Source organism: Streptomyces sp. NPDC051909 (assembly GCF_040681095.1).
Taxonomy (GTDB): domain Bacteria; phylum Actinomycetota; class Actinomycetes; order Streptomycetales; family Streptomycetaceae; genus Streptomyces.
Genome location: NZ_JBFAYA010000004.1, coordinates 136103 through 150673, shown reverse-complemented (window position 1 = coordinate 150673; position 14571 = coordinate 136103). Strand labels below are relative to the sequence as shown.

The window sequence follows — 14571 nt, the reverse complement described above, 5'->3', positions numbered from 1 at the left end:
TAGGCCGTAGGCCGTAGGCCGTAGGCCGTAGGCCGACGCCCTTGTCAACCATCCTCTCTTCTCCATCCCGTACGAACAGGAGTGACCCCGCATGGCTCTGGACACCGGTGACGCGCTCACCACACACAATTTCGGCCTGCAGATCGACGGCGTCATGGTCGAGACCCTCCAGGAGATCAGCAGCCTCTCGATGGAGCAGGACGTCATCGAGTACCAGCAGGTCTCGGCCGACGGCAAGCCGATCATCAAGAAGCTCCCCGGCGTGAAGAAGGCCGGCGAGTGCACCGTGACGCGTGGCGCCACGCAGTCCCAGGCCTTCACCGAGTGGATCGCCGCCTCCATCGCGGGCAACATGGGCCAGGCCCGCAAGGACGCCTCGATCATCTTCATGGACTACGAGCTGCGCGAGGTCAAGCGCTACAACCTGCGCAACGCCTGGTGCACGAAGGTGGAGTTGAGCGGCACCAAGGCCGGTGACGCCGCGGCGCTCACCGAGCAGGTCACCATCACCTTCGAAGAACTGACCCTCGGCTGATCCCGGTGCGACGCGAGGGAACGGGGCCGGGGGCGGGTGCGCCGGAGACGGCGCCGCCCCGACAGGAGCCGCTGCGCACCGAGTTCGAGTTCGAGCTGCCGCGCGGCTACGTCGACGAGTCGGGCACGGTGCACCGCCGGGGCGCCATGCGCCTTGCCACGGCCCGGGACGAGCTGGTGCCGCTCCGGGACGTGCGGGTCCGCGAGAACCCCGCGTACCTGTCGGTCGTCCTGCTCGGCCGGGTGATCACCCGACTGGGCTCGCTCCCGTCGGTGCACGACGGGACGGTGGAGAACATGTTCGCCTCCGACCTGGCGTTCCTCCAGGACTTCTACCGGCAGATCAACGCGGAGGGCCACACCCGGGCCGCCGTGGCCTGCCCGCACTGCGAGGAGTCCTTCGAGGTCGAGCTGGCCGGGAGCCGCCTGGGGGAATCGTGACGTACGCGGCCGATCTCATCGAGGAGGAGACCGCGTACCTCGCCTTCCACTTCCACTGGGGCATGGACGCGATCCTCGACCTGGAGCACGCGGACCGGCGCGGATACGTGGCGCGGGCGGCGGCGCTGGTGGAGCGGGCGCAGGGGTGACGGCGGCGGCGAGAACGAGAACGACGGTACGGAGAGAGGGGGTTGGAGAGGATGGGCATGCTTGAGAGGTGGCGCGGGCGCCGCAACCGGGCGCCGCGTGAGGAGACGGCGGCGACGCCGGAGACGGTGCCGGTGGCGGCGCCGGAGAGGGCATCCGGTACGGCGTGGCAGTCCCTGCCCCCCGTTCAGCGGGTCCTCGCACCCCCGGCCCCGGTCGCGGAACACACCTTCTCCGCGTCCCTCGCCACCCACTGGGACCCCTCCTTCCAGACCGCCCTGGGCCACGGCGCCCTCCCCGACGCCCCGGCCGGCGTGCTGCTGGACGCGGTGCGCCCGGTCACGCCGACGGCCGCCGCCGAACTGCCGGGGGTACGGCTCCCGGTGGCGGGCGACGGGCCGGCGGCGGCGGTGCAGCGGGTGGTACGGGAGGCTGCGCAGGTCCCGCAGGCCTCTGCGGGCACGCAGGCCGCCGCGCCGCGGCCTGCGCGACCCGACATCGCGGGGTCCGTCGTACGGCCTCCGGCCGAGGTCGGGCCAAAGGCCGTATCTCGTGGGCGGAGCACCGCCGCCGCGCCCTCGGCACACCCTGGGTCCGAGGCCCCGCGGGGCGGCAGGCCGTCACCGGCACCCGCCGTCAAGGGCGCCGCCTCGGCCAGGGTGGAGCACGCCGATGCCACCGGCGCCCGAGCCGCACACCCCGAGCCCCTGCGCGCAGGCAACCCGGCTCCGGCGCAGGCCGAACCCTCGCAGAACCACCGGCCGGACAACCCGGCACGCCGGACGCCCGCCGCGGGCGCGGGGCCGCAGGCCCCGGTCCAGCGGGCAACGGAGGGCACGCGGGCCACCGCAGCGCCGGGGGCCACCGGACGGCCATCGGCAGTCGGCCCCCCGAACACGGCCGATCAGCCCGTACGGGCCGAGGCAGGAGCCAAGCCCGCTCATGGCGGGGCGGCCCCCGCCGCCTCCACGCCTACGGCAAGGCCGTCGCAGCCCACGGCACACCGTGGAGCCGACGGCCCGCAGGACGGACGGCCGTCACCCGCGCCCGCCGCCCAGCGCGCCAGCGCCGCCCGGCCGCTGGCCGAACCCGCGCAGGTCCACCGTCCCGACACCACGGCTCACCGGACGCCCACCGCAGACGCGGGGCCGCAGCCCCCGGTCCAGCGAGCAACGGACGGCGCGCGGGCCGCCGCGGCACCGGGGTCCGGCGTACAGCCACCGGCACCGGGTCCCCAGAACACGGCCGATCAGCCCGTATGGGCCGAGGCCGGAGCCGAACCCGCTCCTGGCGAAACGAGCCCCGCCGCCTCCACGCGTTCGGCAACCGGCAGGCCGACAACGGCACCCGCCGTCCAGCGCGCCACCCCGGCCGGCGTGCAGGGCACGCCTACGTCTACGCCCGGCCCGGTTCCGCACGCGACCGCGGGCCCGCAGGACACGGGCGCCACCGCCCGGCCCGGAAGCAGCCCGACCCCGCCCGCCGCGGGCGAGGCGCCCCAGCGCTCAGGACGGCCGGGGCCCGCGCCGCACCGACAGGCCCGAGGCCCGCGCGGCGGGCAGCCGGCCCCGGCGCCCACCGTCCAGCGCGCCGCCCCGGAACCGGCGCGGCACCCCGGCGCCACCGCCGCCCCGGACCTGCGTCCCGAGGCCCGGCGCGGAAGCGATCCGGCACCGGCTCCGGCACCGGCACCGGCCACACCCGCGATCAACCGCCGTCCCGACAACACCACCTACCGCACGCCCACAGCGGACGCGGCGCCGCAGGACACCACCGCACGGACCGAGGCGAAGGCCGAGCTCGCCCGTGGTGGGCGAAGCACCACCGTCTCCACGCCTGTGGCGGGGCAGCCGGATCCCACGGCACACCGTGGGGCAGTGGCGCCGACGGTTCAGCGCGCGGCCCCGGTGGTCGGGCACGCAACCGACCCGGCTCCGCCACGAGCCGATCCCGCGACGGGCCGGCGTCCCGGCACTCCCACGTCCGGCACCACCCGTCCACAGGGGCCGCAGGCCGGGCAGTCGTCACCCGCGGCGCCTTCACCGGCCGACCGGGCCGCTGCCCCCAGCCCCACCGGTGGCGGACGGGCGGGTACCGAGCCCGGTCGCTCGGCCGGGCCCGCCTCGGCTGCCCCGGCTCCGCAGCCCGCAATCCATGTCGTCCGTCCCCTGACCGCCCAGCGCGCGCCCCTCGTCTCCGCGCGGGCCGTGCGCCCGGCCCGCCGGTTGCACGCGGTCGGGGCGAAGCCCGAACCGAGCCCCACCCGTACCGCCTCGCCCGACGACAGCCGGGCGTCCCAGAACTCCCCGGGCCCGGACTCCCCCGCCGGGCCCGGGGTTCCCGACACCGCACGGCGGGGGCCCGCCGTGCGGAGGTCGCGGCGGGCGCCGGGGGCCGACTGGAACACCGAAGCGCCGACAGCGCGGCGGTCGCCCATCGGGGCACCGGTCGCGCCAGCCCCGGCTCCCACCCCTGCCACCGTCCAGAAGGCCCCGGCAGCCGAGCCGCCGGCCCCCGAACCCGCGCCGCTTCCCCTCGTGACCCTCATGGACATCCCGCGAGCCACCGCGCCCGTCGTCCGGCGCAGCGCCGTACGGCCGTTGGCCACCGCGCGCCCGCTCGCACCGAGTGTGCCGGAAGCCGCGTCGACGCCGGCACCGGCGGTGGCGCCCCGGACGCCCGTGGTGCCGACCGTCCAGCGCCGGGCGGAGCCCGCACCGGCACCGGCGCCCGCCCCGCCACCCGCGGCGGTGGCGGCATCCGCGCCCCTCCCCCGTACCCGTACCTCCGTACCCATCGCGGGAACCGCTCCGCCCGCCCCCGTCCAGCGGACCGCGACGCCCCCACGCCCCAACCCGACCTCGACCCCGACCCCGACGACACCCGAATCCCCCGCCCACCTCGACGAGTTGGCCCGCCGTCTCGTCACCCCGCTCTCCCGGCTGCTCCGCGCCGAGTTGCGCGCGGACCGGGAGCGCGTGGGCCGGCTCCGCGACCACCGCCACTGACCCGCTGCCCCCTGCCCCCCGCCCACAGACCCTGACCCACCTACCGAGAGACCGTCACCATGCCCCAGCAGCAGGACCCCGCTTCCACCGTCTTCTTCAAGCTGACGATCGACGGCCAGGACCTCGGTCTGTTCAACGGCTGTGACGGGCTGTCCTCCGAGGTCGAGGTGGAACAGCGCCACGAGGGCGGGAACAACGGGTTCGTGTGGCAGTTGCCGACGCGGGTGACGTTCTCGACGATCCGGCTGACGCGACCGCTGACGGCCGACACCGCGCGCGTCGCCGCGTGGATCTCGTCGCTCGCCACCGGCATCACCCGGCCGACCGCGCAGATCGCGGCGCTGCGCGCCGACAAGTCGATCGTGGCGCAGTGGGGCCTGGTGGAGGTGCTGCCGGTGCGGTGGACCGGGCCGTCGCTGGATCCGGCGAGTCCGGGGGTGGCGACGGAGACGCTGGAGATCGCGCATCACGGGTTCACGGACGCGGGGGGTCTGTAGCGATGGCGGCGGTCTCGGGCGGGAAGGCGGCACGCGGGCTCTCACGGGCCTCGCTGGCGATCCATCAGCCGCCGACGGACCTGGACGGCGGGCTCGGCGGGAAGCTGGGCGAGGTCAGGTTCCAGTTCAATCCGGACCAGTTGAGGCTGAGCCGGTCGGCGCACTGGTTCACCGAGCCGAACGTGGCGTACGACCGGGGCGCGCCGCCGAAGTTCACGGGGGCCGAGCCGGCCTCGATGGAGGTCGAGGTGTTCCTCGACGCGTCGGGGACGCCGTCGTCGACCGCGGTGCAGCAGCAGGTGGAACTGCTGCTGTCCTGCTGCGAGGTGACCCAGCAGAGCATCGACGCGAAGGCCCCGTCGCCGCCGTGGGTGTCGTTCTCCTGGGGGTCGTTCTCGACGGTGCGGCTGGTCGCGTACGTGACGTCGGTGTCGGCGACGTACACGCTGTTCAGTCCGAACGGGGTGCCGCTGCGGGCGACGTGCGCGCTGTCGCTGACGGAGATCTCGTCGGCGACGAAGCGTCAGAACCCCACCTCCGGCGCGCTGTCGGCGCGGCGGGTGCACCGTGCGGTGGCCGGGGACTCGCTGGCGTCGCTGGCATGGCGGGAGTACGGGGACGCGACGCGCTGGCGGCTGATCGCCGAGGCCAACGGGATCGACGATCCGATGCGGCTGCGCCCGGGCACGGAACTGCTCCTGCCGTCCACCAATGACACGCCGGAAACCGAGGGCACCTCATGAGCGAGAAGACTTTCACCACCGTCCTCCACGTGCAGCTCGACGGCACTCCGCTGCCGGAGCCGCTGGCCGCGCGGCTGACCGAGGGCTGGGTGGACTCCAGTGTGAACGTGCCGTCGGCGTTCCAGCTGACGTTCGCGGACAAGGACGGCACCCTCACCGAGAGGTTCCGGTTCCTCAAGGTCGGTGCGATGGCGGTGCTTTCGCCGTTCGCCGACGGCAGGCGGGGCGAGCCGATGCTGACGGGCGAGGTGACGGCGGTCGAGGTGGACGCGGCGCCGGGGCACGGACGTCATCTGATCCTGCGGGGGTACGACCCGGGGCACCGGCTGCTGCGCAACCGGCGGGTCGAGGGCTATCCGAACATGACGGCCTCGGACATCGCGCGCAAGCTGGCCTCGCTCAACGGCATCCCCGTCGGGCGGATCGACGCGACGCCGACGGTGTACGAGCTGGCGACCCAGCCCAACATCACCGACTGGGACTTCCTTTCGCGGCTCGCCCGGGAGAACGACGTCCGGCTGTCCCTCGACCCGGCGGGAAGACTGGTCTTCGCCGCCCTGGCGCCGGCCTCGGGCGCGCCCGCCGACACGACGCCGGCCGCGCAGAGCCCGTACGTCCTGGACTTCGGGTCGAACACGCTGCACAGCAGGGTGTCGGTGACGGCCGCGGGGCAGGTCCGCCAGGTCGACGTGCGGGGCTGGGACCCGCGGACGAAGCAGGCGCTGTCCTCGCCCACGCCGGCCCTCGCGAGCCGGGAGATCGTCTCGGACATCACTCCGGCGCAGTTGTCGACGCCGTTCGGCCCGGCCGAACTCACCGCCACGGGCACGCCGTTCACCACGCTGTCGGAGGTGAAGCAGGCGGCCTCGGCGCTCGCGGACGACGTGACGGGCTCCTTCGCGGAGGTGGAGGTGGCGGTCACGGGCAATCCGGCGCTGAAGCCGGGGCAGCCGGTGGCCGTGAAGGGCGCCGGTTTCCCGTTCGAGGGGCGTTACACGGCGACCGGTGTGCGTCATGTCTTCACGTCGGGACGGCAGTTCGCGACCTGGCTGACGGTGTCAGGGCGGCAGTTCCGTTCGCTGTACGGGACGGCCTCGGGCGGCGGCGAGCCGGCGCCGCCGATGCCGGGGGTGGCGGTGGCGCTGGTGACCAACACCAAGGACCCGCTGAACCTGGGCCGGGTGCGGCTGCGGTTCCCGTGGCTGTCGGACACGTACGAGAGCGGCTGGTGCCGGGTGGCGCAGCTCGGCGGCCGGGCGGGCGGCGGGCTGATGCTGCCCGACGTCGACGACGAGGTGCTGTGCGCCTTCGACCGGGGGTCGCTGGAGCATCCGTACGTCCTGGCCGGGCTCTACAACGGGGTGGACCGGCACACGCCGGCCACCGACGGGGCGGCGGCGGTGGATCCGACGAGCGGCCGGGTGCAGTGGCGGGCGCTGACCTCGCGCTCGGGGCACACGGTGGAGCTGCGCGAGGACGCCGGGCGGACCCGGGCCTCGCACGGTGTGCGGCTGCGCACCGGGCAGGGGAAGCTCAGCGTCGAGCTGAACGAGGCCCGTACGACGCTGACCATCGACAGCGACGGCACGGTCACCATCACCGGCGCCCGGGGTGTCACGGTCTCCTCGGGCGGGGACCTGACGCTGTCGGCGCGCGGCCGGATCAGCATGGACGCGAAGCTCGGCGTGGACATCAAGGCCGGGACGAAGTTCAAGGTGGCGGCACTGACCCAGGCGGTGATCAACGCGCCCGCCCTGATCACCACGACCGTGCCGATGCCGAACCCGGTCGCGGCCAACCTGCCGTTCTGAGGAGGGGCCTGATGAGTGAGCACTTCGTCGGCGCCGGCTGGGCCTTCCCGCTGCGCACCGGCCCGAGCGGGGCGATCGCCCTGGTACGACGCGACCGCGAGATCGAGGAGTCGATGCGGCTCGTCCTGGCGACGGCGCCGGGCGAGCGGCCGATGCGGCCCGAATTCGGCTGCGCCGTCCATGAGTTGGTGTTCGCTCCGGTCAACGACGCGACGATGGGCCGGATCCGGTACGAGGTGATGTCCTCGCTCGACCGCTGGGAGCCGCGGATCGAGGTCGAGGAGGTCACGGTCGCGCCCGCGCCGGGCGAGCCGACGACCCTGCACATCGACGTGCGGTACCGGGTGCGCGGCGCCAACAATCCGCGCAACCTCGTCTTCCCCTTCTATGTCATCCCCTCCGAGGACTGAAAGATCCGCCATGGCCCTGCCCTCACCCCGTCTCGACGACCGGCGGTTCCAGCAGTTCGTCGACGACGCCAAGCGCTATGTCCAGCAGGCGTGTCCCGAGTGGACGGACCACAACGTGTCCGACCCGGGCGTCACCCTCATCGAGGCGGTCGCGCACATGGCGGACCAGCTGGTCTACCGGCTGAACCGGGTACCGGAGAAGAACCATCTGGCCTTCCTCGACCTGCTCGGCGTGACGCTGTTCCCGCCCGCCGCGGCCCGGGCCGACGTGACCTTCCGGCTGTCCGCGCCGCAGCCCGAGCCGGTGCTGCTGCCGGCCGGCACGGAGGTGGCTACCGGGCGCACGGAGACGGAGGAGGCGGTCGTGTTCGCGACCACCGCCGATCTGACGGTGGTGCCCTGCACGCTCGACCGGGTGCTGCGGCACGAGTCGGGCGGCACGCCGGAGGACCGCTCGCAGGACGTCCTGGGCGGGCAGGACGTGCCCGCGTTCACGGCACTTCCCCAGGTCGGCGACGCGCTCCTCTTCGGCCTGTCGGCGGCACTGCCGGACTGTGTCCTGGTGCTCGACCTGGACAGCCGGGTGGACGGCGTCGGCGTGGATCCGCGCCGGCCGCCGCTGGTGTGGGAGGCGTGGACGACCGGCGCGGGCTGGACCGTCGTCGAGGTCGACGAGGACTCCACGGGCGGCCTGAACCGGCCCGGCGAGGTGGTGCTCCACATGCCGTCCGGGCACGCGGTGTCGCGGCTCGGCGGCCATGACGCGGGCTGGGTGCGCTGCCGGGTGGTGGAGGCGGCGGCCGGGCTGCCCTCGTACAGCGAGTCGCCGACGGTGCGCTCGGCCGGTGCGTTCACCATCGGCGGCACGGTGCGCGCCGCGCACGCGGAGACCGTACGGGACGAGGCTCTCGGCGAGTCCGAGGGCGTGCCGGGGCAGCGGCTGCGGCTCGCGCACGCGCCGGTCGTGGACCGGCCGCCGCTGCTGCTCCAGGTCGCCGAGCGGGCCGGCGGGAGGACGGACGAGGAGGATCCGGAGGCGGGCTGGCAGGAGTGGACGGCCGTCGCCGACTTCGCCGCCTCGCGTCCCGGCGACCGCCACTTCACCCTGGACGCGGCCACCGGCGAGCTGGCCTTCGGCCCCGCGGTGCGCCAACCCGACGGTACGGTACGGCAGTTCGGAGCCGTACCGCCGAAGGGCGCGGCGATCCGGGCGGTGCGGTACGGCACCGGGGGCGGCCGGGCGGGCAACGTGGCCCGGGGCACGATCACCGTCCTGCGCTCCTCCATCCCGTACATCGCGCGGGTGGAGAACCGCGAGGCGGCACGCGGCGGTGTCGACGGGGAGACCGTCGAGGAGGCGAAGGCCCGGGCGCCGATCACGCTGCGCGCCCAGGAGCGCGCGGTGACCGCCCGCGACTACGAGGAGCTGGCGCGGCGCGCGGCGCCGGAGACGGCGCGGATCGCGTGCCTGGCGGCGGACTCGGCCGCCGGCGGGGCCGAGTCCGGCGTCGGCGAGAACGCGGTGCGAGTCCTGGTGGTGCCGCAGGCGGTGCCGGACCGGGGCGGGCGGCTGCGCTTCGAGCAGCTGGTGCCGGGCGACGAACTCCTCGCCCGCGTGACGGGTTTCCTCGACGAGCGGCGCCCGCTGGGCACCCGGCTCGCCGTGGGTCCCCCGTACTACCAGGGCGTGACCGTGGTCGCGACGCTGCACGCCTTCCGCGCGGCGGAGGCGGAGCGGGTGCGGGCCGACGCGCTCGACACCCTCTACGCGTACCTGGATCCGCTGACCGGCGGCGCGCACGGCGAGGGCTGGCCGTTCGGGCGGCCGCTGCGGGCGGGCGAGGTGTTCGCCGCGCTCCAGCGGGTGCCGGGCGTGGAGCTGGTGGACGAGGTGCTGCTGCACCCGGCGGACCCGCTGACCGGGCGGCGCGGCGACGCGACCGACCGGATCGAGCTGGCGCCCTCGGCGCTGCTCTTCCCGTTCGACCACCGCGTCCGGGTGGTCGAGGCCCGGTGAGCGGATCCGCGCGGGGCACGGTGCCGGGTCTCGCGACGCCGCACCCGCTGGGGGCGGCGCTGCCCGCCGTGTACGCCGAGGACGACTTCGGGCAGCGCTTCGTCGCCGGTCTGGACGTGGTCCTGGCGCCGCTGTTCCACGTCCTGGACTCCCTGGAGGCCTATTTCTCGCCATGGCTGGCGCCCGCCGACTTCGTCGACTACCTGGCGGGCTGGGTCGGCACGGAGCTGACCGGCACCGAGCCGCTCGCGCTGCGCCGGCAGGCGGTGGCCTCGGCGGTGGCGCTGCACCGGGTCCGCGGCACCCGGCAGGGGCTCGTGGCGGCGGTGCGGCTGGCGTTCGGCATCGTCCCCGAGATCACCGAGAGCGGCGGCGCGAGCTGGTCGGCCCGGCCGCTCGGCCCGTTCCCCGGTGCGCCCGAGCCCGGGGTGCACGTCGTCCTCCGGGTCGCGGAGCCGGCCTCGGTGGACCCGCACCGGCTGCGCGCGGTGGTGGCCGCGGCGCGCCCGGCCCACCTGCCGTTCACGGTCGCCGTGACCACGTCCCGTACCTCCGAAGGAGCCTGACCCCCATGAGCGACACGTCCTCTTCCGCCACTCCGTCCGCCTCCCCCTCGCGGGCCTGCCCCGAGTGCGGGAGCCCCGTCCGCAAGCACGACCAGTCCTTCTGTGACGGGTGCGGGGCCTTCCTGCGCTGGGACACACCGGCGTCCGGCTCCCCGGCCACGGCCACGGAGGCGGCGGAAGCGGAGCCGGAACCGGAGGCTCGGCCTGAACCGGAGGCGCCGGTACGTGCCGAGGCCGGGCCCGCGGGGGCGGAGGACGACACGGCGCCGCTGCCGGTCACACCGCCGGCCGCATCGCTGACGGAATCGGTGCCCGCGCCGGTGACCGAGCCCGTGGAGCCCGCGTCGGGCGCCGGGAACACGATCGCCCGCTCGCTGCTCGTACCGGTGCCGGAACACGCGGACGCCGAGGCGCCGCCGATCGCCGCGCCCGTGCTGCCCGCCCGGCCCGGGGCGGCGGCGCCGGTGGTCCGGGCCGCCGCGGCGCCGGCGCCGGTCCGGGACGGGCTGCCGTGCCCGGCGTGCGCGAGCGTCAACGAGCGGGGCCGGCACTTCTGCCGGTCCTGCGCGACACCGATGGTGCCGGAGGCCCTGGACACGGCGGACGGCCCGTACGCGGGTCGGCGCCCCGGCCTGGTCCGCGACCGGAGCCGCTGGATCGTGCGCGCGCTGATCGGCGCGGGCGTGGTGGCCGTGGTGGTGGGCGGCATCGTCGGCGGCCCGCCCGCCGCGCGGGCCGTGCAGGACCACTTCGCCACCCGGGTCCCCGTGCACCCGGTCGCCTGGACGGCCTCGCACGCGGCGCCGAAGCGGGACCCCAAGCTCGCCGGCGACGGCTACTCCGACACCTGGTGGGGCACCGGATACGGGGGCGACTCGGCCGGACAGTTCCTGGAAGCCCGCTTCGGCGAGCCCACCGATCTGCTGAACGTCCTGATCACGCCCGGCAGTTCGAAGAACACCACGCAGGCCGACGGGCAGGCCGCGCCGCGTACCTTCGACCTCGCGGTCACGGACTCCTCCGGCACCACGCGCGTCACGCACCACCGCCTGAACGACGGCGGTACACAGCGTCTGGACCTGCGGGTCCGTGACGCCCTGTCCGTGCGCCTGGTCCTGGGCACCGCCTGGCGCGCCGACCCGCACAAGCAGGTCGCGGTCGCGGAGCTGGAGTTCTTCGGCCGCTCGGTCAACTGACGCTCAGGACGCGGGAGTCACTCCGCGAAGGTGCCGTGGCGGCCGGCCCCCGAGGCGAAGCGGGCCGCGCCCGCCGAGGTCTCCCCGGCCGTCAACGGCACCATGCCGTGCCGGAGTTCTGCCGCCATCGCCTCCTCCTCGGGCAGCCCGTGCTGTTCGAGGACGGACATCCGGTCGTGCCGCAGGCACAGCTGCGGGAACGCGGCGATCCGCCGGGCGAGTTCCTCGGCGGCGGCCCGGGACTCCCCCGGCGGCACCAGGCGGTTGGCGAGCCCGATGGCGTGGGCCTCGGCGGCCGGTACCGGCCGTCCGGTGAGGATCAGGTCCATGGCCCGGCCCTCCCCGATGAGCCGGGGCAGCCGCACCGTACCGCCGTCGATCAGCGGCACGCCCCAGCGGCGGCAGAACACGCCGAACACGGCGTCCTCCTCCACGACCCGCAGATCGCACCACAGGGCGAGTTCGAGCCCTCCGGCCACGGCGTGCCCGGCGACCGCGGCGATCACCGGCTTGCCCAGCCGGAGCCGTGTCGGCCCCATCGGCCCGTCCCCGTCCGCCGCCACCCGGTTGCCGCGCGGCGTCCCGACCGCCTTGAGGTCGGCCCCCGCGCAGAAGGTCCCGCCCTCGCCCCACAGGACGGCCACCGAGGCCTCGTCGTCCGCCTCGAACTCCCGGAAGGCGTCGGCGAGCAGCGCCGCCGTCGGCCCGTCGACGGCGTTGCGCGCGTGCGCCCGCGAGAGCACGACGGTCGTCACGGGCCCGTCTCGCTCGACCCGTACGGAGGGGGCCGGGTCACGATCCACCGGACACCTCCCGGGCGTCCTGGATCCGGCGGAAGGGGCGCTCCGCCTCCAGCGTGAACGCGACGTCGAGCAGGGTGCGTTCGGCGCCCGGGCGGGCCGAGAACATCACGCCGATCGGCAGTCCGGCGTCGGTCGTCGCGGCCGCCGGAAGGGACAGGGAGGGAGTGCCGACGACGTTGTCGATCGGGGTGTACGCCACATAGGCGAGAATCCGCTTGACGAGGGTGCGGTACGGCACCGACGGGCTGAGGTGGCCGATCGGCGGCGTGGTGTGGGCGAGCACCGGTGACATCAGCAGGTCGTGGCCGCGGAAGGCCGCCGCGTACGCCTCCTCGGTACGGCGCAGTCGGCGCAGCACACTGGGGGTGCGGTGCCAGTTCTCCATGTAGTGGGCGCGCAGGCCGCGGCTGAGCGGGTCCATGCGGTGGCGGTCGAAGCCGGCGCCGAGAGTGCGGCCGGTGGCGCCGATGAGGAAGGACAGCAGGCCCCAGTAGGTGAGGAAGTCCTCGGTGAAGCGGGGGTCGATGGCCGGGCTGACCGGTTCCACGATGTGGCCGAGCCGTTCGAGGGCGGTCGCGGTCTCGGTGACGGCGGCGCGGGTGGCGGCGTCGGGGCGCACGCCGTTGGGCGAGTCGAGGATCAGGCCGATCCGCAGCCGGCGCCCCGAGGGGCCTTCGACGAGGCCGACGGGCGGCAGCGCGGGGTTGCGCCAGTGGCGTTCCGCGGCGGCCAGGAAGGCGGCGGTGTCGCGTACGGAGCGGGTGACGACGCCGTCCGTGACGAGGTCGAGGGGCAGTCGGCCGCTCTGCGCGTTGGCGACGACCCGGCCGCGGGTGGGCTTGAGGCCGACGAGTCCGCATGCGGCGGAGGGGATGCGGATGGAGCCACCGCCGTCGTTGGCGTGCGCGATGGGCACGGCGCCGGCGGCGACGAGGGCGGCGCTGCCGCCGGACGAACCGCCCGCCGAGTGGTCGGTGTGCCACGGGTTGCGGACCGGTTCGGCGCCGTCGTACTCGGTGGTCGGGCTGAAGCCGAACTCGGGGAGCCGGGTCTTGCCGAGGACCGTGACGCCGGTGCTGAGGAACTGGCGGGCGAAGGGCGCGTCGTGGCGGGCGGGGCGCGGGGTGAAGGCCGCGCTGCCGTGGCCGGTGGGCAGCCCGCGCCGGTCGGTGTTGTCCTTGACGAAGCTGGGCACGCCGGCGAAGGCGCCCCCGCCGGAGCCGGTCGCGGTGGCCGGAGCGTCCTCGGCGTGCACCTGGACGGCGTGCAGCCGGGCCTCGACCTCGCGGACCCGGGCCGCCGCGTCCCGGGCGGCCTCGGCCGCGCCGACCTCGCCGCTGCGGATCGCGGCGGCGAGGCCCACCGCGTCGTGCTCGCCCAGGGCGTCGTCCCGGAAGGCGTGCACCCTGGTCCGTTCCGCCTGTTCCTCGGAAGTCGTCACCGCTGCCTCAGCCCCCGCCCGTCCGCATGCCTGTGCCTGGTCGCCCCCATCATTCCGTACCCGCAGGTAACACGCGAGGGGATCATGGGTTTGTTTCTCGCCCTTCGCCAGACTGGGCGCATGGCAACCGTCGACGGAGTCCCCGCGTCCACCGCCCAGCTGGCAGCGCTCGCCCTGACCAACTACGGGCACTTCACGACCCTGCGGATCGAGGAGGGCGGCGGAGTGCGCGGCCTCCCGCTGCACCTGGACCGGCTCGTGCGGGACTGCGCCGCCGTGTTCGGGGCGGCGCTCGATCCGGAGCGGGTCGTCACGTACGTACGGGAGGCGGCGGACGGGCGCTCCGGGGCGCTGAACGTGCGGGTGACCGTGTTCGATCCGGCCCTGGACATCACGCGCCCTGCGGAGCCCGCCGGCGATCCGCGGGTGCTGGTGACCGTACGGCCGGCCGGTGGCCTGTTTCCGCCGCCGCTGCGGGTGACGTGCCGGCCGTACCGGCGCGATGTGCCCGCCGTGAAGCACGTGGGCCTGTTCGGGCCGCTGGCGCTGCGGCGCGAGGCGCGGAGCGCCGGCTTCGACGATGTGCTGTTCACGGAGCCGGGGCCCGGGCCCGGCCTCAGGCCCGGTCTCGGGCCCGCCGGGGACGAGCAGGTGACGGAGGGGTGCACCTGGAACGTGGGGTTCGTGGACGCGGAAGGCCGGGTGGTGTGGCCGGCGGCGGACGTGCTGCCCGGGGTCACCATGCGGCTGCTGCGGGAGGCCCGCCCGGGCGCGCTCGTCCGGCCCGTCGGTACCGCCGAACTGCCGGCCCTGCGGGCCGCCTTCGCCACCAACGCGGCGATCGGCGTCCGCGCCGTCCGGGCCGTGGACGGGCACCGCTTCCCCGCCGACGATCCCGTGCTCGCGGAACTTCGGGCGGCCTACGCGGCGCTCCCGGTGGAACGCCTGGCAGACTGA

At 75.3% G+C, this 14571-nt stretch carries 14 protein-coding genes; 12 read left to right on the top strand and 2 right to left on the bottom strand.

The features are described 5' to 3' along the window. Nucleotides 1–91 precede the first annotated feature (91 nt). The 11 genes from AB0M18_RS08235 to AB0M18_RS08185 all read left to right on the top strand — a co-directional run bounded on the left by AB0M18_RS08235 (nt 92) and on the right by AB0M18_RS08185 (nt 11370). Nucleotides 92–535: a phage tail protein gene (locus tag AB0M18_RS08235; protein ID WP_356075924.1), complete on the top strand. Its 444-nt coding sequence runs from the start codon at nt 92–94 to the stop codon at nt 533–535. A 5-nt stretch (nt 536–540) separates the two neighbouring features. Beyond that, nucleotides 541–975: a hypothetical protein gene (locus tag AB0M18_RS08230; protein ID WP_365756005.1), complete on the top strand. Its 435-nt coding sequence runs from the start codon at nt 541–543 to the stop codon at nt 973–975. After that, nucleotides 972–1124 carry a hypothetical protein gene (locus AB0M18_RS08225; RefSeq protein WP_365756004.1) on the top strand — a complete coding sequence of 51 codons (153 nt, stop codon included), beginning with the start codon at nt 972–974 and terminating at the stop codon, nt 1122–1124. The genes AB0M18_RS08230 and AB0M18_RS08225 overlap by 4 nt, the downstream gene beginning before the upstream one ends. A gap of 2544 nt (nt 1125–3668) precedes the next feature. Further along, entirely contained in the window at nt 3669–4130 is a 462-nt protein-coding gene (locus AB0M18_RS08220; protein ID WP_365756002.1) for an extensin, read from the top strand. Between the two features lie 59 nt (nt 4131–4189). After that, nucleotides 4190–4627 (top strand): phage tail protein, encoded by a 438-nt coding sequence (locus AB0M18_RS08215; protein ID WP_365756001.1) that lies wholly within the window; start codon nt 4190–4192, stop codon nt 4625–4627. Nucleotides 4628–4629: 2 nt separating this feature from the next. Beyond that, nucleotides 4630–5370 (top strand): LysM peptidoglycan-binding domain-containing protein, encoded by a 741-nt coding sequence (locus AB0M18_RS08210; RefSeq protein WP_365756000.1) that lies wholly within the window; start codon nt 4630–4632, stop codon nt 5368–5370. Then, nucleotides 5367–7181 carry a VgrG-related protein gene (locus tag AB0M18_RS08205; protein WP_365755999.1) on the top strand — a complete coding sequence of 605 codons (1815 nt, stop codon included), beginning with the start codon at nt 5367–5369 and terminating at the stop codon, nt 7179–7181. Before AB0M18_RS08210 ends, AB0M18_RS08205 begins: the two co-directional genes overlap by 4 nt. A gap of 11 nt (nt 7182–7192) precedes the next feature. Next, on the top strand, nt 7193–7591 hold the full coding sequence (locus tag AB0M18_RS08200) for a GPW/gp25 family protein (protein WP_365755998.1): 399 nt from the start codon (nt 7193–7195) through the stop codon (nt 7589–7591). A gap of 10 nt (nt 7592–7601) precedes the next feature. Further along, a complete protein-coding gene (locus tag AB0M18_RS08195) occupies nt 7602–9608 on the top strand; it encodes a putative baseplate assembly protein (RefSeq protein WP_365755997.1) in 2007 nt (668 codons plus the stop codon). Further along, nucleotides 9605–10174, top strand: a complete 570-nt coding sequence (locus tag AB0M18_RS08190; protein ID WP_365755996.1) for a phage tail protein — start codon at nt 9605–9607, stop codon at nt 10172–10174. Before AB0M18_RS08195 ends, AB0M18_RS08190 begins: the two co-directional genes overlap by 4 nt. Nucleotides 10175–10179: 5 nt before the next feature. Further along, nucleotides 10180–11370: a hypothetical protein gene (locus AB0M18_RS08185; RefSeq protein WP_365755995.1), complete on the top strand. Its 1191-nt coding sequence runs from the start codon at nt 10180–10182 to the stop codon at nt 11368–11370. Nucleotides 11371–11387: 17 nt separating this feature from the next. Here the strand turns inward: AB0M18_RS08185 and AB0M18_RS08180 are convergent, their stop codons facing one another. Continuing rightward, entirely contained in the window at nt 11388–12173 is a 786-nt protein-coding gene (locus AB0M18_RS08180; RefSeq protein ID WP_365755994.1) for a crotonase/enoyl-CoA hydratase family protein, read from the bottom strand. Next, the gene (locus AB0M18_RS08175) at nt 12163–13614 is read right to left on the bottom strand and encodes an amidase (protein WP_365755993.1); all 1452 of its coding nucleotides are present in this window, start codon (nt 13612–13614) and stop codon (nt 12163–12165) included. The genes AB0M18_RS08180 and AB0M18_RS08175 overlap by 11 nt, the downstream gene beginning before the upstream one ends. 120 nt (nt 13615–13734) lie before the next feature. On the opposite strand from AB0M18_RS08175, the gene AB0M18_RS08170 reads away from it, so the two are divergent. Beyond that, nucleotides 13735–14571: an aminotransferase class IV gene (locus AB0M18_RS08170; protein WP_365755992.1), complete on the top strand. Its 837-nt coding sequence runs from the start codon at nt 13735–13737 to the stop codon at nt 14569–14571.

Excerpts from the sequence above, each read along its gene's own strand:
- AB0M18_RS08235 (WP_356075924.1), top strand. The coding sequence starts at position 92 with ATGGCTCTGGACACCGGTGACGCGCTCACCACACACAATTTCGGCCTG.
- AB0M18_RS08220 (WP_365756002.1), top strand. The coding sequence starts at position 3,669 with ATGGACATCCCGCGAGCCACCGCGCCCGTCGTCCGGCGCAGCGCCGTA.
- AB0M18_RS08215 (WP_365756001.1), top strand. The coding sequence starts at position 4,190 with ATGCCCCAGCAGCAGGACCCCGCTTCCACCGTCTTCTTCAAGCTGACG.
- AB0M18_RS08210 (WP_365756000.1), top strand. The coding sequence starts at position 4,630 with ATGGCGGCGGTCTCGGGCGGGAAGGCGGCACGCGGGCTCTCACGGGCC.
- AB0M18_RS08205 (WP_365755999.1), top strand. The coding sequence starts at position 5,367 with ATGAGCGAGAAGACTTTCACCACCGTCCTCCACGTGCAGCTCGACGGC.
- AB0M18_RS08200 (WP_365755998.1), top strand. The coding sequence starts at position 7,193 with ATGAGTGAGCACTTCGTCGGCGCCGGCTGGGCCTTCCCGCTGCGCACC.
- AB0M18_RS08195 (WP_365755997.1), top strand. The coding sequence starts at position 7,602 with ATGGCCCTGCCCTCACCCCGTCTCGACGACCGGCGGTTCCAGCAGTTC.
- AB0M18_RS08185 (WP_365755995.1), top strand. The coding sequence starts at position 10,180 with ATGAGCGACACGTCCTCTTCCGCCACTCCGTCCGCCTCCCCCTCGCGG.
- AB0M18_RS08170 (WP_365755992.1), top strand. The coding sequence starts at position 13,735 with ATGGCAACCGTCGACGGAGTCCCCGCGTCCACCGCCCAGCTGGCAGCG.